Source organism: Bacillus sp. JJ1764, from assembly GCF_036962145.1.
Lineage (GTDB): Bacteria > Bacillota > Bacilli > Bacillales > Cytobacillaceae > Neobacillus.
In genome coordinates this window covers 8450-30613 of record NZ_JBALNY010000062.1, presented here as the reverse complement: position 1 = coordinate 30613, position 22164 = coordinate 8450, and the positions used below count along the sequence as shown (strand labels likewise).

General features: G+C 39.2%; 20 protein-coding genes. 10 read left to right on the top strand and 10 right to left on the bottom strand.

Features of this window, described 5'->3' with window-relative positions:
- Positions 1-146 precede the first annotated feature (146 nt).
- Both addB and addA read left to right on the top strand, forming a co-directional pair.
- A complete protein-coding gene (addB, locus tag V7083_RS10775; protein ID WP_335477538.1) occupies positions 147-3644 on the top strand; it encodes a helicase-exonuclease AddAB subunit AddB in 3498 nt (1165 codons plus the stop codon).
- Complete coding sequence (gene addA / locus V7083_RS10770; RefSeq protein ID WP_335477536.1) at positions 3637-7413, top strand: helicase-exonuclease AddAB subunit AddA; 3777 nt, start codon at positions 3637-3639, stop codon at positions 7411-7413. The genes addB and addA overlap by 8 nt, the downstream gene beginning before the upstream one ends.
- A 43-nt stretch (positions 7414-7456) precedes the next feature.
- On the opposite strand, the gene V7083_RS10765 is transcribed toward addA, so the two are convergent.
- From V7083_RS10765 to V7083_RS10740, 6 genes are all read right to left on the bottom strand, one after another.
- Positions 7457-7675, bottom strand: a complete 219-nt coding sequence (locus V7083_RS10765) for a spore germination protein (RefSeq protein WP_335477534.1) — start codon at positions 7673-7675, stop codon at positions 7457-7459.
- Positions 7676-7731: 56 nt separating this feature from the next.
- The gene (locus V7083_RS10760) at positions 7732-8121 is read right to left on the bottom strand and encodes a spore germination protein GerPE (protein ID WP_335477532.1); all 390 of its coding nucleotides are present in this window, start codon (positions 8119-8121) and stop codon (positions 7732-7734) included.
- Positions 8102-8308, bottom strand: coding sequence for a spore gernimation protein GerPD (locus tag V7083_RS10755; RefSeq protein ID WP_335477530.1), 207 nt, complete (start codon positions 8306-8308; stop codon positions 8102-8104). The genes V7083_RS10760 and V7083_RS10755 overlap by 20 nt, the downstream gene beginning before the upstream one ends.
- The gene (gene gerPC / locus V7083_RS10750) at positions 8305-8919 is read right to left on the bottom strand and encodes a spore germination protein GerPC (RefSeq protein WP_335477528.1); all 615 of its coding nucleotides are present in this window, start codon (positions 8917-8919) and stop codon (positions 8305-8307) included. Before gerPC ends, V7083_RS10755 begins: the two co-directional genes overlap by 4 nt.
- A 110-nt stretch (positions 8920-9029) precedes the next feature.
- Positions 9030-9278 carry a spore germination protein GerPB gene (locus V7083_RS10745; RefSeq protein WP_335477527.1) on the bottom strand — a complete coding sequence of 83 codons (249 nt, stop codon included), beginning with the start codon at positions 9276-9278 and terminating at the stop codon, positions 9030-9032.
- Between the two features lie 17 nt (positions 9279-9295).
- Positions 9296-9517: a spore germination protein gene (locus V7083_RS10740; RefSeq protein ID WP_335477526.1), complete on the bottom strand. Its 222-nt coding sequence runs from the start codon at positions 9515-9517 to the stop codon at positions 9296-9298.
- A gap of 173 nt (positions 9518-9690) precedes the next feature.
- Between V7083_RS10740 and V7083_RS10735 the strand changes: the two genes are divergently transcribed.
- Complete coding sequence (locus V7083_RS10735; protein WP_335477525.1) at positions 9691-10050, top strand: YisL family protein; 360 nt, start codon at positions 9691-9693, stop codon at positions 10048-10050.
- Positions 10051-10096: 46 nt separating this feature from the next.
- On the opposite strand, the gene V7083_RS10730 is transcribed toward V7083_RS10735, so the two are convergent.
- A complete protein-coding gene (locus V7083_RS10730) occupies positions 10097-10660 on the bottom strand; it encodes a DUF2777 domain-containing protein (protein WP_335477524.1) in 564 nt (187 codons plus the stop codon).
- 189 nt (positions 10661-10849) lie between these two features.
- Between V7083_RS10730 and asnB the strand changes: the two genes are divergently transcribed.
- Both asnB and V7083_RS10720 read left to right on the top strand, forming a co-directional pair.
- Entirely contained in the window at positions 10850-12697 is a 1848-nt protein-coding gene (gene asnB / locus V7083_RS10725) for an asparagine synthase (glutamine-hydrolyzing) (RefSeq protein ID WP_335477523.1), read from the top strand.
- 94 nt (positions 12698-12791) lie between these two features.
- Entirely contained in the window at positions 12792-14309 is a 1518-nt protein-coding gene (locus V7083_RS10720) for an alpha-amylase family glycosyl hydrolase (RefSeq protein WP_335477522.1), read from the top strand.
- Between the two features lie 37 nt (positions 14310-14346).
- On the opposite strand, the gene V7083_RS10715 is transcribed toward V7083_RS10720, so the two are convergent.
- The 3 genes from V7083_RS10715 to V7083_RS10705 form a co-directional block, all read right to left on the bottom strand.
- The gene (locus V7083_RS10715; RefSeq protein WP_335477521.1) at positions 14347-14838 is read right to left on the bottom strand and encodes a YajQ family cyclic di-GMP-binding protein; all 492 of its coding nucleotides are present in this window, start codon (positions 14836-14838) and stop codon (positions 14347-14349) included.
- Positions 14839-14994: 156 nt separating this feature from the next.
- Positions 14995-16140: a tyrosine-type recombinase/integrase gene (locus tag V7083_RS10710; RefSeq protein ID WP_335477520.1), complete on the bottom strand. Its 1146-nt coding sequence runs from the start codon at positions 16138-16140 to the stop codon at positions 14995-14997.
- Between the two features lie 103 nt (positions 16141-16243).
- A complete protein-coding gene (locus tag V7083_RS10705) occupies positions 16244-17143 on the bottom strand; it encodes a hypothetical protein (RefSeq protein WP_335477519.1) in 900 nt (299 codons plus the stop codon).
- 184 nt (positions 17144-17327) lie between these two features.
- Between V7083_RS10705 and V7083_RS10700 the strand changes: the two genes are divergently transcribed.
- From V7083_RS10700 to V7083_RS10680, 5 genes are all read left to right on the top strand, one after another.
- On the top strand, positions 17328-17600 hold the full coding sequence (locus tag V7083_RS10700) for an XRE family transcriptional regulator (protein WP_335477518.1): 273 nt from the start codon (positions 17328-17330) through the stop codon (positions 17598-17600).
- 24 nt (positions 17601-17624) lie between these two features.
- On the top strand, positions 17625-17897 hold the full coding sequence (locus tag V7083_RS10695) for a hypothetical protein (RefSeq protein WP_335477517.1): 273 nt from the start codon (positions 17625-17627) through the stop codon (positions 17895-17897).
- A 227-nt stretch (positions 17898-18124) separates the two neighbouring features.
- Positions 18125-18409 (top strand): hypothetical protein, encoded by a 285-nt coding sequence (locus tag V7083_RS10690; RefSeq protein WP_335477516.1) that lies wholly within the window; start codon positions 18125-18127, stop codon positions 18407-18409.
- Between the two features lie 104 nt (positions 18410-18513).
- Positions 18514-18693, top strand: coding sequence for a hypothetical protein (locus V7083_RS10685; protein ID WP_335477515.1), 180 nt, complete (start codon positions 18514-18516; stop codon positions 18691-18693).
- 274 nt (positions 18694-18967) lie between these two features.
- Positions 18968-22027, top strand: coding sequence for a DUF927 domain-containing protein (locus V7083_RS10680; RefSeq protein WP_335477514.1), 3060 nt, complete (start codon positions 18968-18970; stop codon positions 22025-22027).
- The last annotated feature ends 137 nt before the right edge of the window (positions 22028-22164 follow it).

Genomic DNA, 22164 nt, shown 5'->3' with positions numbered 1-22164 from the left:
ATTCAGACGCTCGTTTTTTTTTGTTCCTTTTTTAGTCAGCATTTCCATTTTTGGTGCCAACCTATGGTCCAAGCTCCAAACATTTGTGCTCATAAATATGGTAGAATGGAAAATACAGAGTTTACGAAGGGAAGGCGTATTAACATATGTCATTAAGAATGGTAATCGGACGTACGGGCAGCGGAAAAACCTCAGGGTTCCTACGTGAAATTGAACAACGGCTTGTAGAAAAACCGAATGGAGCCCCGATTATTTATATTGTTCCTGAGCAGATGACATTTATGTCGGAATATCGACTGGTTACGGATCCTGCAATTGGGGGCATGATTCGGGCACAGGTATATAGCTTTTCACGCTTGGCTTGGAGAATTCTCCAAGAAACCGGGGGGATCAGCCGCATGCATTTAAGCAGCGTCGGTATGAGTATGTTAATTCGGAAAATCATCGATGAAAAAAAAGAACAATTAACCCTTTTTCAACGGGCTGCTGATAAAAATGGATTTGTTCAGCAATTGGAGCAAATGATTATAGAATTTAAACGATATTGTATTGTCCCCGAGGAATTAGTAACAAGGGCGAGACAATCTTGTGAAACAGGGGATTCCTCTACCCAAGTTTTGCTTGATAAACTAAAGGATTTAGAAGTCATTTATCAACGCTTCGAAGAGGAGATATTTGGTAAGTATATTGATTCTGAAGATTATTTTCGGCTACTTTCTGAAAAAATTTCCTCATCAAGTTATTTGCGTGATGCCGAAATTTATATTGATGGCTTCTACAGTTTTTCCCCTCAGGAATATCAGATCATCCTTGAATTAATGAAAAGATGCAAACGAGTTTCCATTGCTATGACAACTGATACATTATCTATTAATACGGTACCTGATGAGCTTGATTTATTCCGTTCTGCTAAAGAGGTCACTTATTCTATTTTTGAACTGGCTGATGCAGAAGGGATTTATATAGAGGAACCGGTTATGTTGAATGAACAGAAAAAATGGAATCATTCTTCATTAGCTCATCTGGAAAAATTTTTTGATTCACGTCCTGCTGTCCCATACCCGGGTGAGACTCGAATACAGTTGAATCAAGCGGCAAATCGCAGAGCTGAGATCGAGGGGATTGCGAGAGAAATTCGGAAGTTGGTAAGTAAACATGGATACCGTTACAGGGATATAGCTTTATTAATCAGAAATGGTGGAGACTATCATGAGATTGTCGAACCTGTTTTTTATGATTATCAAATTCCTTATTTTATCGATCAGAAACGGACGATGTTAAATCATCCATTAATTGAACTCATTCGTTCCTCTCTGGAAGTATTAAATTCCTATTGGCGCTATGAACCAGTATTTAGGATGATTAAAACGGAATTGATGTATCCACTACAAGCAACCGCGGATAAAATGCGTGAGAAGATGGACAAACTCGAAAACTATTGTCTTGCCTATGGAATTAAAGGGAACCGATGGACAAGCAAGGAGCGATGGAGTTATCGACGTATCAGGGGACTTGAATTGGATTCAGGTATTCAAACAGATATGGAAAAGGCGTTTGAACAAGAATTAAATGAATTAAAGCTGATGATTACGGCACCAATCTTGAGGCTCTCAAGACGTATGAAAAAAGCGGACACTGGTCGTAAATTATGTGAGGCTGTCTATTTATTTTTGGAAGAATTAGATGTACCAGTGAAACTGGAAGCCTGGAAAACGGCGGCCGAAGAGGTTGGCAATCTTACTAGGGCACGCGAACATGAACAGGTTTGGAATGCCGTAGTCGACCTCCTTGATCAATATGTAGAGATATTAGGGGATGAACAAGTTAATCTAAAAACGTTTGCTGCCATTTTAGAAGCTGGTTTTGAATCATTGAATTTTTCTCTAATTCCCCCAGCGCTTGACCAGGTGCTTGTTGGAGATTTGGAGAAATCAAGATTAAATGAGATGAAAGTAGTGTTTGTGGTAGGGGTTAACGAAGGAGTTCTGCCGGCAAAATTTTCCGATGAAGGGATTCTTGCTGATGATGACAGGGAGTGGCTAATAACTGCCGGAATTCATGTGGCTCCGGGAAGTAAGACACGTTTACTAGATGAACATTTCTTGGCCTATAAGGCGTTTACGGCAGCGTCAGAATGGATGTACATCAGTTACCCACTTGCTAATGAAGAAGGGAAAGCCTTAATAACGTCATCTTATATTAAAAGAATCAAAGATATGTACCCTAATGTAAATGAGCAATATTATGTGACCGACCCAGCCGAGCTACCGGCTGAACAGCAGCTTGACTTTATTTCCAACTTTACGACTACCATTTCCTATTTGAATGCACAATTACAATTAAAAAAACGGAATTACCCTGTATTTGATTTTTGGTGGGATGTTTATAATTTCTATCTAAAAAGTAATAGGAAAGAAATGGCTCAAAAGGTCTTTTCAAGTCTTTATTATACGAATCAAGCGGTTCAACTATCGGAGGAATCCGCTGATAAATTATATGGGGACGTTATACAGGCCAGCGTTTCAAGGATGGAATTATTTAATGGCTGTGCCTTTTCACATTTTGCCCAGCACGGTTTAAAGCTGTATGAGCGACAGATTTTCCGATTAGAAGCCCCAGATATTGGGGAGTTATTCCATGCCGCATTGAAACAAATATCGGATATTATTAATGAGCAAAAATTGTCTTGGGCAAATTTATCGAAACAGCAATGTGAAGTCCTTTCAAAAGAAGCAGTGAAGACAATCGCACCTAAATTGCAAAATGAAATTCTGTTAAGTTCAGAACGCCATCATTACATTAAAAGGAAATTGGAGCAAATCATAACCCGGGCTTCCCTTGTCTTAAGTGAACATGCCAAGGTGAGCGGTTTTTCTCCGATAGGATTAGAGTTAAGTTTTGGTTCAAAGGGACAGCTGCCGCCATTAACTTTTTCATTGAGAAATGGAAAGCGAATGGAATTGGCGGGGAGGATTGACAGGGTTGACCAGGCAAAAGCTGAAGATCAGAGCACTTTCTTACGTGTCATCGATTATAAATCAAGTGAAAAAGACGTCAATTTAACCGAAGTATATTATGGACTTGCCTTACAAATGCTGACGTACCTAGATATTGTTGTTACACATTCAAATGAACTGGTAGAAATGAAAGCGAGTCCGGCTGGTGTACTTTATTTTCATGTTCACAATCCTTTTATTCATTCAACTAAACTGCTGTCGTTGGATGAGATTGAGAAAGAAATCATGAAAAAATTTAAAATGAATGGTTTAATGCTTAGTGACCCAGAAGTGATTCGACTGATGGACCAATCTCTTGATTCAGGGGATTCTCATATTATTGCTGCAGGTATAAAAAAGGATGGGCAGCTGTCGAAGAAATCAAAGGTTGCCAATTTACAAGAATTTGAGTCCTTAAAACAATATGTCCGCAGTATCTATCATAAAACAGGTGACGCTATTACAGAGGGAAAAATTGATATTGCTCCGTATAAATTAAAAGATAAAACACCTTGTACTTTTTGTTCCTATAAATCTGTTTGCCAATTTGATGAATCGATTGAACAAAATCGTTTTCGGGTTCTCACACCCTATTCGAAGGAAAATGTCTTGGAACTGATCAGAAAGGAGATCCAAGAAGATGAGTAAACTTATAATCGCCCCTAAACCGGTAGATGTCACATGGACAGATGATCAATGGAAGGCGATTATTGCCGGGGAAAGGGAAATCCTTGTTGCCGCCGCAGCAGGTTCTGGAAAAACAGCTGTTCTTGTAGAAAGAATTATCCGGAAAATTCTCGCAGAAGAGAATCCAATAAATGTTGATGAACTGTTAGTGGTGACGTTTACCAATGCCTCTGCAGCAGAAATGCGGCATCGTATCGGTGAAGCGTTAGAAAAATCCATTGATGAAAATCCGGGATCTCGGCATTTGCGTAAGCAATTAAGTCTATTAAATAAGGCATCTATTTCTACGCTTCATTCTTTCTGTATGGAAGTGATCCGAAGGTATTATTATTTAATCGATATTGATCCGGGATTTCGCATTGCCGATGAGACCGAGGCGCAATTAATGAGAGATGAAGTAGTGGATGGCCTGTTTGAAGAGGAATACGGGAAAGAGAACAATGATGCATTTTTTAATCTGGTAGATTCTTTTACCAATGACCGGAGTGATGCAGGTTTAATAGATATTGTCCGCGGCATCTATGATTTTGCCCAGGCAAATCCGCTTCCCGAGCAATATTTGCAGTCTATTGTGTCCATGTATCAGGTGGATGATGTAAAAAAAATGGAGGAGTTGCCATTTATTCAAGCCTTGCTCTTTGATATTGAACTTCAACTTGAGGCGGCTAAAGAGATGATCCAACGTGGCCTTGAACTAACCAAACTTCCTGGTGGTCCAGCCCCAAGAGCGGAGAACTTTTTAGATGACCTTCATGTTATTGATACCCTGATTCAGGCTAAGCAGGATTCTTGGAACACTCTATATGAAGCGATGCAGACGTGGTCTTTTACAAGAGCGAAACCTGTGAAAGGTGACACGTATGATAAAGACTTAACAGATAAAGCTCAAAAGCTTCGAGACAAGGCAAAGAAAAAATTACAAGACCTTAAGGATGAGCTTTTTTCAAGAAAACCGGAAAGTTATTTAAGGGATATGAAGGACATGCTCCCATTAATTGAGACACTCGTTTATCTCGTAAAGGAATTTTCCAGACGATTTACGTTAGCAAAACAAGAAAAAGGTCTTGTTGATTATGCTGATTTGGAACATTATTGTCTTAAAATATTAACGGGAGACATTTCTGAGGGAAAGAAATTTTTGCCTTCAGATGCAGCTCTAGCTTTCCGCAGGCATTTTAAAGAGGTTTTTGTGGATGAGTATCAGGATACGAATATGGTGCAGGAGACCATTTTGAAACTGGTGGCTCAGGAAGAAGAAGAGCAAGGTAATTTATTCATGGTTGGTGACGTGAAACAATCGATTTACCGGTTTCGCTTGGCTGAACCTAATCTATTTTTGACAAAATACAATCGATTTCAACCAGATGGGGCATCAGCCGGGCTTAGAATTGATTTAGCCCGCAACTTTCGCAGTCGAAAAGAAGTTCTCGATGCAACCAATTATTTGTTTAAGCAAATGATGGGAGTAAGAGTAGGGGAAATTGAATACGATGAGGCCGCAGAACTAAGAAATGGGGCCCCTTACCCAGACGATGAGCCATTTCCAGTTGAACTGCTGTTAATTGATCAAAATGATGAAAAAAATGAAGCTGTCATAGATTCCGGTTCAGAAACTGAGACTGACAGCTTTGAATTCGATAAGACAGACCTTGAACAGTCTCAGCTTGAAGCAAGAGTAATGGCTGCAAAAATAAAAGAGTTGGTTGAGGCACAAGCTCCCATTTTTAACACAAAAACAAAATCAAGTCGTCCGATTAAATATCGTGATATTGTTATATTGCTTCGTTCCATGACTTGGGCACCTCAAATTATGGAAGAGTTTAAGCAGCGAGGTATCCCAATTTATGCGGATCTGTCGACTGGGTATTTTGAGGCCACTGAGGTGGCAATTATGCTGTCTCTATTAAAGGTAATTGATAATCCTTTCCAGGACATTCCATTGGCTTCTGTATTAAGATCACCGATTGTAGGCCTGAATGAGGAAGAATTGGCGAGGATTCGGATTCATCATAAGCGTGGTTCGTTTTGGGAGGCAGTGTCTTCGATTTGCCGACAACAGCCCGATGAGGCTGCGATGTTTTACGATAAAATCCGCCATTTCTATGATCATCTAAATCAATGGCGTACGATAGCACGGCAAGGAGCCTTATCTGAGCTTATTTGGCAGTTGTATCGAGATACCCAGTTTTATGATTTTGTCGGTGGATTGCCAGGAGGAAAGCAGCGTCAGGCAAACCTAAGGGCATTATATGATCGGGCAAGACAATATGAACAAACCTCCTTCAGAGGATTATTCAGGTTTTTAAGATTCATCGAAAGAATGAGGGATAGGGGAGACGATCTAGGGGCAGCAAGAGCACTTGGTGAACAAGAGGATGTTGTTCGAATCATGACGATCCACAGTAGTAAGGGACTCGAATTCCCAGTCGTGTTTATGGCTGGGATGGCAAGAAACTTCAATATGACTGATATCCGCAAATCTTTTATGCTTGATAAAGAATTTGGGTTTGCTGCGAAATATGTAAACGTGCAAAAGCGGATTACGTATCCTTCCCTACCGCAAATTGCCTTTAAGCGAAAAAAGAAAATGGAAATGCTCGCAGAAGAAATGCGTGTGCTTTATGTGGCTATGACCCGAGCAAAAGAAAAGTTTTACATGACGGCTACACTAAAGGATGTCTCCAGAAACGTGGAGCAATGGAATGATTCAGTTGATCATTGTGAATGGTTATTGAAGGACTATGAACGTGCTGGGGCGATGAGTTATTTGGATTGGATAGGCCCTGCTTTAATTCGCCATCAGGACTGCCTAGTATTACGGGATGGTAAAGATCCAAGTGTGTTGGTCCCGGAAGAAATTACCCATCATCCGTCATCATGGAAGCTATCGATCGTTACTGCTGACAAAATGAAGGTACAGGATCAGGAGAAAAATGATGAAGAAGATGATGTACTGGAAATGGTTAAACAAGGGAAAATGATTCCTACTATCTCTCAAAATGCTGAAGAAATTGAATCAAGGCTTTCTTGGGAGTATTCTTTTCAAAGTGCATCTTCTCGCCGTTCTAAGCAATCCGTTTCAGAAATCAAACGCTATGCAGAAATAGTTGATGAACAAAGTGGAACAGATTTAGTGCGGCATGTTAAAAAATCAATGTTAAAACGGCCGAAATTTATGCAGGAAAAATCCTTGAGTCCTGCTGAACGGGGAACTGCCATGCATATGGTCATGCAGCATGTTGATTTGACGATGCCAGTTACGATTTCGTCAATTGAAGAGCAGCTAAGATGGATGGTCAATCATGAATTATTAACTCAGGAGCAGTCCCAGGTCCTAGATGCATCCTTAATTGCACAATTTTTTCAAACGTCATTAGGGCAAAGGTATTTTCAGGCAGCAGCTGTTCACCGGGAAGTTCCATTCACCCTTTCATTGCAAGCTGAGGATGTTTATCCTGATTGGGAAGGTCCTAGTGAATCTGTCTTTATTCAAGGGATCATCGATTGCATTTTGGAGGATGAACAAGGCCTTGTTTTAATTGACTATAAATCTGATGGAATTACCGATCGATTTAGAGGTGGTTTCGAACAAGCAAAACCTATTCTTGAGGAACGGTATAAAGTTCAGATTGATTTATATGCAAGAGCAATTGAGAAAATATGGAAAAAGAAGGTTGCAAAAAAGTATTTATTTTTCTTTGATGGAGCTCATGTTTTAGAAATAGAATAACAATAAAAAGATGACATAGACCTCGCAAGGTTTATGTCATTTTTTAATTGTTACCCACGATCGGTTGATCCACTAATTTCGAGTCAAGTACATTGGTGCCGCTTATGCCATTGTTGGTGACAACCACACCACCTGTATTAAAACCGCCTGCACCTCCGGATGTCTTGGAGCCTGATTTTGGAGAAATATAGAGGGTATCGCCAAATTGTACAATTCCTCCGGTAACATTCATAATTTGAACGGGGCCTATAATAGCTGGCATACGTAACATCCTTTTCCATTAACAATCTGGTATTTGCCATATGGTAACATATGCGACTATACCATGTCTTGTTCATGTCCATAAGGTAACTCCTGGCGAATATGCTTTACTCTTGCTTCCAGAGATATCTGTTTCGTGGAGCCAACATGAACAACAGAGGAGTTCGATATCCCAATAATATTAACGTTATTTACTTTTATAATCGGTTTAACATGATGTGGTAAAGTAGATACATTTTCATAAATTTGTGGAAGTGGGATATGTCTGGAAGAAATATTAAAGGATGGAAAATTGCCTTCATTGCCGTAAAAAATTTCTGCTTCCCGTTGAACTGCCAATGCTCTAGAAAAGCCGTTAACAACACAGGAGTCTCCTACCTGAAGAATGGAAGAGAATGATGCAATCATTACATGTAAGTAATCGACATTAGATATTCGTTGTAGCATAACCCTGTGTCACATCCGGTGCCAGTGGAACAAATGGACCAATAATTAACGATTCTGCTGGGGTATCAAATGCAGAAGCGAGTTGTATGGTTTCCGTATCTCCAATTAACACCATAGAGGAACTGGCAACCCCAGTGATTTTTATGTTTCCTACACAAAGCTCACGGTTATAGACCTCAAAAATCATTCTGGATTCATTCCCTTCATATTTTCTGGAAGATTGCTTAAAAACAAATGCACCCCGTTGGCAATTTCTTGTTTTACTATCTCAATTATGTGTTCATCCATTGAGGCCTCATCCATCGTTCGATCCGTTTGGTGAGTTGTTTTCAAATGATGGTCTATTCTTTTAGGGATCTGGTTCACTATATCGTTTTTAATAAAGGAATAGATCGATTCATTAGGTGGGAGGTTCAAGTTTTTTTGTTCATTTTCAATGATCTGCGGCAATTCTTTATCTAAATATTGATAAATGGCATCCTCAATTTTCATTGATCGCTGCATTTGTGCTTGCGGGGATAATGGAGAGTTTATGGCCTGATTTTGTATGGCAAAGTCTTCAATTCCAGATAAATCATTTGGATTTAACCCTATTGTTAATGTTCCTTCCAAAGTTTCTACCTTTAGTTGGTCGAATTTATATTCAATACGGTCCACATGAATCATTTTTTTCTCGTTTAGCTGTTTCATTTCATTCTGTAAAACTTGAACTGTTTTCTCAAGTGAGGCAATTCGGGCCTCGTGGGCCTGTATACAGTTTTGCAGCCATTGCAGATATTGAGAAAAATCTTGATACATTATACACCACCTCACCCGGAGATATCCTTTAACTTTAAATAAATAGGCAACTAAATTATATGTCCAGATGCTTAGATTTATCACAATGTTTGTTAGAACTATTTATCCTTTTACTCTGTTCTTACAGGGGCCTGTAAAGGTACAGCAGGAGCAAGTGATTCCGAACCGGGTTGTGCTGTAATAGTTATTTCCCCTGGTTTGATTGTAGCTGGTGCTGGTTTTGTAAAGCCACCTGTGTTATACAAAAAGGCAGATGACTTAATTATTCCGGCACTGCCAATTTGCAGAATAGAAGAATTGGTTACGCCGCCAATTTTAATAAAATTGATATGAATGGACTGTTGAATATAAAAATTCATAAAATCCCACCCATTCATTACATATTAAATGCATTGGGTTGATCAATTGTATCAGGATCATACGTATTCGTATTGCTTAAGCGATTATGAACATCCAGTCGATCTCCGGTATTAAAGGAACCAGCTCCAGAAAATGTTTTGGCTGCGGAAAACGGCATAATTTTATAAACATCCCCAATATGAAACACAGAACTGTTCCCGAGTGTGATGACCTGTGCAACTCCAACAATTGCTGGCATAGACAACACCCTTTTTTTATTATTCTTATTATCCTATGTATAGGCGAATATAACGTGATTCATTCGCCCAAATAAAGATTCTTATATATCAAACATCGATACAGTTCATTTCTTCGCATTTTAATCAGGCCTATGGTATGATAATTCCGATAAATGGTATAGGAGGGGAAGAAATGATTCACGGTCATGTTACAGCTTGGGCCTTGGCTCTCATATTATTTTTTGTTGCCTTGTCATTACATAAAAGTGGGAAAACAAAAGGATTTAAAGTCATTCAAATGATTTTGCGCGTTTTATACTTATTAATTATTGCATCAGGTGTTGGTCTTCTATTTATGGTGTATAAAATTGATATTTGGTACATTTTAAAAGCAGTTGCAGGACTATGGATTATCGGATTATTTGAAATGATTCTTAGCCGTATAGCTAACAACCGAAGAACTTCAATATTTTGGATTCAGTTTATTGTTGCATGGCTGTTAGTTTTATATCTTGGATTCGATAAATTGCCAATGTCAATCTTGAATCCATAATAAAAGGTAGAATGAAAAAAGGCATGGACTTGTTCCAATGCCTTTTTTAACTGATTAATTTTTCAATAACTAATCGCTTTCCGGTATTTAACGTGAACTCAAATCGATCATTTACCTTCTCGTAATAACAAAAGTGGTGCTGTACATTGCAAATCATTTCCTGATTATCGAAAACCATAAAATTAACACCATCCTTTCGTGTTTCATCCGAAAGAAAGGAAAGATGATTATAACAATAAATGCAATCAAAAATGGAAAAATGCAAAGAATTTAATGTGGTCACAAATTGAATAAAAGCATCATCATTTATTCCATCTAATAGCCGTTCTAGCGAATAGATTAGGTGCTTTTTTATTCTGACTTTATCATGGTCACGCAGCATGGTTACTTCGTTGCCTATCCTTATTTTTCCGTCTTCGTGAAGAACGCCTTTTTTCCAACGATTCATACGAAAGATTTCAATTTCCTGCTGAAGGAAATCCTCCAACATCGAAGCTTCCTCTGTTTCCTCATCAAAAAAAATCCATTGGTCATTCATTTGTTCTACCGTTCCTTCGGTAAAAGCTCTATTTTGCAGATCATATAGATCATTTCGTTGCTGTCGATTCATCTTTAACCTCCGTGCCAGATGCTTTCACTTTTCTTTTTAGACATCTTTAGGAATTTTTATAACCATCTTAAATGAAAACCATTACAAACAATTTTGCCATTTGGACAATTAACCATTTCATCTGGGCTGAATACATTAAAACTACAATTTGAAACTATGGTCAGCTGACTTAGTGGAGGGGAGAAAGCAATGTGTGGGATATCAGGATGGATTGATTTTGGAACAGTAATGAAAAAACATACGGATACACTTGAAAAAATGGCCCAGACACTATCAAAAAGAGGCCCAGACGAAACGAACATTTGGGCTGATACCCATGTTGGCTTTGGACATAAGAGGCTAATCGTGGTCGACCCTGCTGGTGGGAGACAGCCTATGACAAAGCAAATGGATGGGCACCATTACACGATCTGTTATAATGGCGAATTATATAATACCGAGGATATCCGCAAAATTCTCCTTACTAAAGGATATTCCTTTAAAGGTCATTCTGATACTGAAGTCCTGTTAACGGCCTATATAGAATGGGCAGAAAGCTGTGTGGACTATCTTAATGGGATTTATGCCTTTGCTGTTTGGGACAGTAAACGGGAGCAATTGTTCATAGGACGTGACCGGCTTGGAGTCAAACCGCTCTTTTTCAAGGAGCATCATCAAGGAATCATTTTTGCCTCAGAAATCAAAGCGATTTTGGCACATCCTGAAGTGAAAACAGAGCTTGACCAAGAAGGGCTTGCCCAGGTTTTTGGTGCAGGACCTTCAAGAACGCCAGGATCTGGTGTTTTTAAAGGTATTAAAGAATTAAGACCGGCCCATTCACTAACATTATCAAAAAGTGGGTTGAAAATTTGGCGTTACTGGAATGTGAAAAGTGAAGAACATAAGGATACTTTGGGCGAAACGGCAGAAAAAGTCCGTTTTTTGGTTACAGATGCGATTACGAGACAACTTGTTTCCGATGTGCCCCTTTGTACCTTTTTATCAGGGGGACTTGATTCAAGTATCATAACAGCCATTGCTGCTCAAGGTTTTAACAATCAAAATAAAGGTCAACTTCATACGTATTCCATTGATTATGAAGGAAATGATCGGCATTTTTCTGCTAATGAGTTTCAGCCAGAATCAGACGAAAAATTTATTAAACAAATGAACGATCAATTTGCTACAAAACACCATAATAAAATCATCTCGCAGCAACAATTAGCTAATGAACTAATAGAGGCTGTTCATGTGAGAGATTTACCAGGAATGGCTGATATTGATTCATCCCTGCTTTGGTTTTGCCGCGAAATAAAAAAGGATTTCACTGTTAGTTTATCTGGAGAATGTGCAGACGAAATTTTCGGAGGGTATCCTTGGTTTCATCGTCAGCAGGATTTAGAGCGCCCAGGTTTCCCATGGATGCGTTCAGTCACCGAACGAGAAAGGCTATTAAAATCGCATTGGCAAGATCAATTACATCTGTATGAATATGGTATTGAACAATATAATCAAGCAATTGCCGAAACTCCAAAGTTGGATGGGGAAAGCATAGAAGAAGCAAAACGGCGGGAATTATTTTATATTAATATGACTTGGTTTATGACCACCTTGCTAGATCGGAAGGATCGGATGAGTATGGGGGCAAGTTTGGAGGTTAGGGTGCCATTTGCTGATCACCGCCTGGTGGAATATGTTTGGAACATCCCTTGGGAAATGAAAATGTACCGTGGCAGGGAGAAAGGTATCTTAAGGAAAGCTTTTGAAGGAATTCTACCAGAAGATGTTCTTTACCGGAAAAAAAGCCCCTATCCAAAGACTCATAATCCGGAATATACAGTAGCGATTCAAAAATTAATGAGGGATATATTACAAGATAAATCCTCAGCATTACATGAATTTTTTCAAAAGGATGAACTTGAAGCGATTGTGGAGTCAGGGGGAAAATCATTTAGAGAGCCATGGTTTGGCCAATTGATGACGGGACCGCAGTTATTGGCCTACTTTGTTCAGTTACACACATGGTTTAAAGACTATAATATTAATATAGTCCAATAAAATAAATGACTTATATTTGGAATTTACTGTTTTATTAGATTAAAATAGGTGTGGGGAAGAGGGAATCCTCTTCCTTTTTTAACGGGGGGATCTTATGAAAAAAATAATTGTACTTTTAATTTTTGCTCTGCTGTTTACAACTGCACCTGTATCGGCAAAAGTCGAAAAGGAACAACGACTTTGGCAGGACGAGACTGTATACTCCATTATGATAGATCGTTTTAATGATGGTGACATAACAAATGACCATGGTGTGAATTCAAAGGATCCAGTCAATTATAATGGTGGAGATCTACAGGGAGTAATTGATAAACTGGATTACATAAAGGATATGGGCTTCACGGCTATCAAACTTTCGCCCGTGTTTGACAATGCAGACAATGGCTATCACGGGTACTGGGTGAAGGATTTCTATAAAGTGGACGAGCATTTTGGTTCGTTAAACACCATGCAGAAGCTAGTAAAGGAAGCACACAAAAGAAAAATGAAGGTCATCATCGACTTTGTTGCTAATAACGTTGCAAAAAGCCATCCATGGACACGCGCTTCTGGCAAGCAAGACTGGTTCCATAAGGAGAAGGCTATAGTAGATTGGAATAATCAGAAAGAGGTTGAGGATGGCTGGGTGGATGGTCTTCCGGATCTTAATCAAGGAAATCCAGAGGTGAAACAGTATTTAATTGATGCGGCCAAATGGTGGATCCATAAAACGGATATTGATGGCTATAGTCTTCCAGAAATCAATGCTGTACCGCTGAGTTTCTGGAGTGACTTTTCCAAGGCGGTAAAACAGGAGAAAAAGGGGTTTTACCTAGTTGGAATGAGTACTCCTGAAACATCAACAGTGAACACCGACACATATGAAAAGGCCGGGATTATCAGCATGTTTGACTACCACCAAATTAATCAAACTCGTATAGTCTTTGCCACGACAGATCAATCTGTCGGTTCAGCTTTGAGTGAGGATAAAAATGCAGAGATGAATGTGAATTTTTTCGATAACGAATATACAACAAGGTTTACGAAAGATATTGTCGAGCAACGGCAATTTCCCGGAGCCCGTTGGAAAACGGCACTAACCTACGCCTATACCACACCTGGAATACCTTTTGTCTATTATGGTACTGAAATTGCTTTAACTGGCGGGGACATTCCGGATAACCGCAGGCAAATGAATTTTCGGGCTGAAAAAGACCTTATAGACTACATCACGAAAATAGCTGAGTTAAGAGATCAGCTTCCTTCGCTAACAAAAGGATCCATGGAAATGCTTTATGATCAAAAGGGCATGATCGTTTATAAACGTGTTTACAAGGGGGAGACCTCCATTATTGCGATTAATAATACCAAAAAATCGCAAAAAGTCACGTTAACTAGTGAACAGGTAGAAGGGAACAAAGAGCTTCGCGGTTTGCTAGCAGGTGATCTTGTCCGCAGCTATAAGGGGAAATACAATATCATTATTGACCGTGATAATTCTGAAATTTATGTACTTGCTGAAAAAACAGGGCTAAATGTAACTTTTATATCAGCTATAGCGATTGCTGCTTTACTAGTTCTAATATTTCTTTTATTAATTATAAGACGGTCAAAACGAGGTCAAATCAATTAAAAAAAAACGGCAGGAAGAATCACTCCTGCCGTTTTTTTTAGCGATAATTAATAAATTGCACATCCACGGTTAAATCAGCTTCACGGACTAATGAAATGATTTTTTGCAGATCGTCTCGGTTTTTACCGCTGACTCGGACTTGGTCATCCTGGACTTGGCTTTTTACTTTCACTCCACTGTTTTTAATAATCGTGTTAATTTTTTTTGCATTTTCTTTATCGATTCCTTGTACAAGCTTGGCCCGTTGGCGAACGGTGCCTCCGGATGCTTTTTCAACCTTTGAGTAATCAAGGTTTTTAACTGGAACACCACGTTTAATTAACTTGCTAAATAAGACATCCTTCAATTGATCCATTTTATATTCATCGTCAGAAATCAGAACCAGTTCTTCTTTATCAAGTGAAACCTCACTCTTACTGCCTTTAAAATCATAACGTGTTCCAATTTCCTTCATTGTTTGGGTGATGGCATTGGTCACTTCAGAAAAATCTACTTTGGATACAATATCAAATGAACTATCTTTTGACATATTTACTACCTCCATATTCACTCTATGTACCAGAAAAAATCGGCAAAAGTTTCCCTTTATGCCTTCATTATAGTAAAATACAACCTCTTTGCAAACCGTAGAGTTTATGGGGGTTGTGGGCCTCTTTTTAAAAACCTCCCCCAAAAGTTTCCCCAATTATAAGCTTAATGCTTGTTCAAAAGCTTGGACTGATTCTTCTTCTAAGTCCTTGAAAGAATGCCCATAAATGTCTAAAATCATTTGTGGGGTATTCCCTAAACGGTTAGCGATGACTTTTACAGGAATCCGCTGGCCTATTAAAATAGTTGCGTGTGTATGACGCAATCCATGGGCTGTAATTCGTTTGCAGCCTGTTTTTTTTGTAATTAAATTCATTGTGTATTCAATTAGATTTTCAGATATCGGTTTCCCGGTTTGATAAGATATAAAAACAAAATCGCCATCTTTTAAATGACTTCCAAAAGACAGCATTGTGGCTTTACACCATTTTTTATACGACTCCAAATGAGTAATTAAGGTTTCATCAATCAAAATGGTCCGATAGCTGTTTTTTGTTTTCGGCGATCTTACTCCGTTATTATCTCTAGTACGCTCGACTGTAAGAGTTTTATTTTTAATATCAATATTTTCCCACTTTAATCCAAGTGCTTCGCCTTTCCTAAGACCGGTATGGGCCAGCAGTAAAATGAGGGAATAGGTAGTAATTGTACCTAATCTTTTTGCATCATGAATGAATCGTTTTAATTCTTCTGCTGTAAGAAAATTATCATTTTTTTTATCTGTTTCAATGGTGATCTTATTAAATCGATTTCTTGGAATAATTTCATCGTCAACAGCCGCATTAATAGCGGTTTTAAATATTCGATGAAATATTTGAACTGAACCAGGTGAATACTTTTTTAACAGCTCATTTATAAAAACACGCTTGTAAGTGGTTTTATCTAGTTCTGCTAATTTATATTTACCAAGCAAGGGTTTTATTTGCAGGCGTATCGCTGATTCTCTTTGTTGTTTCGAAGTGATTTTCCAGTCATTTTTATGAGTTTCATACCAAATGTCTAACCATTCTGAAACTGTCAAATTGGCCTTTTCCACTTGTTTGACATCCCCATTAATTACGTTGGCCTTCACTTCCAGCAATGCTCTATAAGCATCCTTTTCATTATTAAAATTCTGACATGATTTCTCTCTTCGTTTACCTAGTGAATCATAATAGCGGTATCGATAGCACCACTTTTTTTCGCCTTTTGAACTATAGTAGTAATATAAATCCTTATCTTTTTTAGACTTATGCATTTTCATTAGTATCTTCCCTTTCATTGCGTGGACAGACGCTTATAGGGGGATTGAAAATGTTTGGCAACACCTCCTTTAAGAGACGCAAATATATTTTTACAACTTTCTTTTAGTCAATTCCTTTTTGTTTAGCATGTTTGTTTAAGGAGACAATGGCTGCGTCTATGGTGCCTAGTACATAATTTGCTTTATCCCTTGATATTATCTCTTGGACCTCATTAAAAGCTATCTTAGTATTTAAATCTATACACTCCCAAAGGTCTATAGAAAATGCTTCCCGTGAAATATCGTAACCTAAATACTGTTCAAGAGGGTTTCGTAACTTCGTATTTAACGGTAAGTCCTTTAGGTAATTCATTCCTACCCCTGATGATGTCCCGTTTATTTGGATGGCTTTTAGTAAAACTTCATTTAATCTTAGTTCAAACGATGTAAACGCCATGAGGATAGTACTTCTTATTCCTACTTGATCCTCTGAGGGGCAATGACAAGAATTAAGTGTCCCCTTTGCATAATTAAAGAAAGATTTATAAAGAATGGATTCTTTACTCGAATGTTCAATTTTATTAATATTATTTTCTGTTTGATCCATAAAATCTGGTAGTTGATAACCCCAGAATTCCATATGAGTTTTAAGTCTCTGAAATTCCATAGACTCTCTGATCTCTGGACTAATTTCGATTTGACCTCGAAGAAAGCCAGGGAACTTTTTCTCTAGCTCTACAGCAGCAGCTATTACACTACCATCAAATGAAAGAAAAAAATCTTTCATATCCTTTGGGATTTTTTCTAAATGTGCAGCCCATATTAAGGTCTTTGGGTCTCCACCTGTAATTTCTGCAATTGATCTATTTAACTCATCAGAGGCTGGTGGCTTTGCTCCATTTTTTAATTTACTTAAGTATGATCTGTCTGCCTTTAAATTTTTATTTTTTAAGCGCAGAGATAGCTCCCCTAAACTAAATCCACTTTTTTCAATGTATTCCGATAGTAACTCTGAATATTTCATTAAATCTCTTCTCCTTAAACTATTTTTTTAAAATTGTAGTAGGTGTTGATAATATAATACAACATTGGTGACTAAAAAGTACACAAAAATTATTGACTTATAAGTCACTGGTATTGTACTATGTAGTCGCAGGGGTAGTGACCAAAAAGTCAATGGTTATTTCTTAGACATAGGAGGTGTAAAAATGCATTATTCTGAACTACTGAAGTCAGCAATTATTAACGCAGATTTGTCTCTTGCTCAAATTTCAAGAAGATTAAAAAGAATTGGATTTAAAGCCGATAAAGGTTATTTAAGTAAACTTCAAAATGGAAAAACTGCTCCTGCTGGAGATAGATTAAACGAAGGTTTAGCTTTAATACTCAATGTTGATCCTCTTGAACTAAAAGCTGCTGCTTATCGAGAAAAAATTCCAACAGAAGTTTTACAGAAGCTCAGGGAAACATATTCAGCATAATTAGAGTTACTGGGGGGAATTAGTTTGCCAATTGCTGAAATTAACGTGAATTTAAATAACGAGGAAATCAAGGAATACATTAACCAAAAGCTTGAATCAGCTTTACACGAAAGCTTATTTACTTGGGATATTGATCAAATGTCAAAAAGGACCTGTATGAGTAAATCCTTTTTAGAAAATGAGTTTCTACACGATCCAAGAATGAAGGTATTGGAAAGACGTAAGGAAAAAGGGAAAAGGTACTGGTTTTATGAAGAGTCAAAACGTGCTATGAGAGAAATCATGAACGAATGGTAATTTAATAATGCGTGGGCAGACGCAAAACAACTGGAGGGGTTTGAATTGAAAAAAGAAGTGACTAATCGGATTGTTTACTATACAAAAAAAGTCTCGGAAAGAATGTCGTACCACCCATCTAAGAAATTGCCAGCTAAAATATACCTACAGAAGAAGGAGATTAATGGTGTATAAAAAATTAATGCATGATCTAATTAAAGCTGAAATAAAAGCAAGGAGTGTTATAAATGCCCAACCAAGAGTTCTTGCTAAACCGTCTGTATGAAGAGCTTGTTAAAACCTGCGAAGTTTATGAAGTTGAAGTAACAGAAGGTAAATCCTATATGGAGTTATTTGAAGACGTTATAGAGAAATATGATCGAGAATTATGCATTCGAAGCGTAGAGAAGTATGGTCATATCTCATTCGGGATTGTTGGAAAGATGAATAATGTCGTTAGAAAGAGACTTAGGAGACTAGAGAAAAAAGAAAAGGCAGCTGGCGGGCAAACACCAACTGCTATTACGAATTAAAAGTTAATTAATTTTATCATTAAAAGAAATTTAACACAATAAAGGTTACCGGTGAATAAGTTACCTCCTCTAAGTGAAAATTTAAGAATTGGAGGTGACAAAAAATGCTATTGATCGACCCAGAAACAGTTAGAAAGAACGCTTACCTACCAGTGAAACTAGGTGAACTTTCTAAAAGTAACCCAGAAGCAGCACTACAGCTACTACAGGACTGGGGTGAAGGTAGAAAGCCTGTAAAACAACTTTGGGAAGAGGTAATTAAGTATCTTGATGAAGAAAAATAAAGGGCGTTTGGTGATCAGTTCGTCCAACAAAAACTGATGGGAGAAAAACTAGAACAGGCACCTGTACCAATTTATACAGGTTAGTTTTTCGGGTGGAACATTAAAGTTCTGCTGGGGTCGAAAAGATTGGATTATTTCACGTCCAAGAAGGCTCTCTAATTCATAAGTGCATTTTTGTACTTATGCATTATGAGCCTTCTTTATTTTTCGATTTTTAAGAGGACATGGGCGATATGACAGAAGTAAAGAGACAGATTAGAGAGGTGAAGGCAGTATGACAGTAAAAAATAAGGCTGCCGGGGGAACGGGGCAACCAGAACTAGATACCTACAAAAGTGTCGTTATGAACAATTTTGATTCTGAAACGGCAGCGGGATTTTTAAAAACAGTTTTTTCTGGTATTAAAAAAGGCTACGTAGCGATCTCTTATAAAGGGGCGAGTGGATTTTATACTACAGCTTTTCAGGTAGGGGCATGGGATAAGATTGTCACCTTTAGTGAGAATAAGAGAGAACTAGATTTATATTTTGCCCTTGGGGTATTGGGGACAAGCCCTCAGAAAGGACAGCGTGGAAAGATTGATGACGTAATAGCCGTTCCTGGTGTATGGCTAGATGTTGATTGTGTAGAAGGGGAACATAGCGCAGATAACCTTCCTACATTTGAAGAAGCAGAACTTAAGTTACTTACAGCGTTTCCGTTCCCATCAATCCTGGTTCATAGCGGCGGGGGGCTCCATGCTTACTGGTTATTCCCCGAATTAATTTCTACAGAAGGGGCTGCAGATCGGGAAGTGGTAAAGAAACTTTCGGAACGGTTTCAAAGGGCTTTTATCCAGTTTGCGAAGGAGAAGCACGGCTGGAAGTTAGATAACACGTCAGACCTGGCTAGGGTATTGCGTATTCCAGGTTCTATCAACCATAAGCAGAAGGACCATATCAAGCCTGTAACGATTTTGAAGGCTATCGAAAAACGCTATACCGTCCAGGAATTAGAGGACGCGATCAGTAAGTTAGAAAGCCAGGTTCCGAAACGGCAGCCAGCAGCACCTACAGAAAGGGCAGAACGAAAGGCAATATTAGAGCCGATTATAGAAGGCTGCGGCTTCATGAAACACTGCCAGGATAACGCAGAACGGCTTCCAGAGCCTAACTGGTATAAAATGCTGACAATCGTAGCTAAAACGGAGGAAGGACCTAAAGCAGCCCACGAATGGAGCCAAAAGGATCCCCGTTATTCTTACGAAGAAACAGAAGCCAAAATACAGCACGCATTAAATGATACGGGGCCTGTTACTTGTCAAAAAATACAGGAAGAGCATGGGCTGGAATTTTGCCAGGGCTGCCAGTTTTTTAATAAAGTGCAAAGCCCGATTGTTATCGGCCTGGAAGCCCTCAAAGAAGAGGACAAGCAGAGCGCTATAACGGCGATCGAAGCGGCTGCAGCCAAGACGAAAGAGGACGCTGGGGCGGCATTAGAGCCTATTATAATCGATCATCTTCTGTTTCTAGAAAAGGCATTTATTGCGGATTATGAGCGCATGACGGCGCTACTTATAAAGGCAGGAGTAAAAAGACGTTCCCTGCAGGCAGCCATGCGAAAGCAGCGAGCAAAACAGCAGCAAAAACAGGAAACAGGCGATCGTACGCCGTTAGATCAGTGGAAAATCGAAGACAATATTTTGTTTAAAAAGAAATACAGCGAAGGTAGTTTTAGTTGGAAAGCCGTTACACGTACGGCGCCAGAAATTAAGAAGGTTCTAACTAATGACCAGGACGGCCAGGAATACTGGAAAATCCAATTTGAGACAGTAAGGGGTCGGTATATCACCGTTACGGTGCCCCGTGCAAAGATGGCCACAAAGAAGGGGCTTATCGAAGAACTTTCGAAATACGGCTTCGACGTAAAGGAAAGTTCAGCCCGTGACATTATTGATTATTTGCACGACTTTGACGCGGCTCACGCGGACGATCTGCCGACCCAGAAGTTTTTAGAACATTTCGGCTGGACCAATGACTTTCAAAGTTTTGTGATCGGAAACGACGTAATAGGGCAACAAGATATCCTTTATCAAGCACCTGGGGAAGGGGAAAAGCAACTAACGGAAGCCTTTTGTACGCAGGGCACCCTGGAAGGTTGGAAAGCCATTATCCCTTTACTGGAAGGGCGGAAGTGGGCGTTATATAAACTCTTTCAAGCGTTTATCCCTCCTTTACTTCCCGTTTTAGAAATGAATGGTTACACGTTTTCGAATCACGGGGAGAGTAGCCAGGGGAAAACCTTATCGGACAGTATCGCCGGTAGCGTCTGGGGCAATATCAACTATAACGCGAACGCGGAAAGCCTGATCGTACAGGGGATGGATATTACAAAAGATAAACTGGAAAAGGTCCTTTCGACCATGCGTCATATTCCCGTTTTCCTGCAGGACGTACACGAAACACGGCCAGATGTCATTATAAATGCGGTCCACCAGGTCGAATTAGGGAAGGCAAAAGGACGCGGCCACAATTCGAATGGGTCCCAGGCTTCAAGGACAATTAAAACCGTCTTATTCCTCACCAGCGAAGCGCCCCTTTCATCTATGAGCGAAAACGGCGGGGTATTTGCTAGAGCGGTAGAGTTTACAGGTTCCGTATTTGGAGAGCATGACGCCCTTTTTAAGCGGAAAGTCATGAACATTATTTTCGAGCATTACGGGCACCCTGGTAGAGCCTTTGTCCAGTACGTCATGAATAATCGCGCTAAATGGTCGTCATGGCGAAAGGCGTATTTTGAGGACATAGAAAATACTCTTTCTGAAATAAAGGAGAGCGGCCACGAATTAGACGCTAAACTCGAGCGGAAAATTCCTTATATTGCTGCAGTAGAAAGGGCGGCGAAAATAGCAGCCGAAGCGCTAAGGCTTCCGATCACGGAGGAAGAGATCGAAACGATTGTAGCAGAATGCGGCTTCGACCAACTAACGAAGACAGACAGTGCTCCGTATTACGAAAAAGCCATGAACGTGCTTCGTGACTGGGTAGCAGCCAATAAGAATTACTTCTGGGTAATTGGCGGGGATAACAACGCTGATGAGAAATACGGTTTTCCTGGTCTGTGGAATCTAGATAAAAGATTTATGGCCATGACACGAAGCCAGGTAACCGACGTTCTAAAGCGGGAAGGCTTTGACATTAATCGCTGCCTGGGAGAGTGGAAAGAAGCGGGTTACCTCATTACTGGGAAGGACGGAAAGACGCAAATGGTCACACATTTACCGTATTCCGACACAAAAGCCCGTATGCTGCGTTTCCCTATAGATCGAATTGAAGCAGAAGGAGAAGCAGAATAGGGGGATCCGTTACACGGGGTTTCCCCCGATTACACCAGAGTTACATGGCGGGTGTAACCAGTACCAAGTACTGATATATAAGTATTTATTATTAATTATTTATATATAGTTACACCTTTATATAAATAACCATGTAC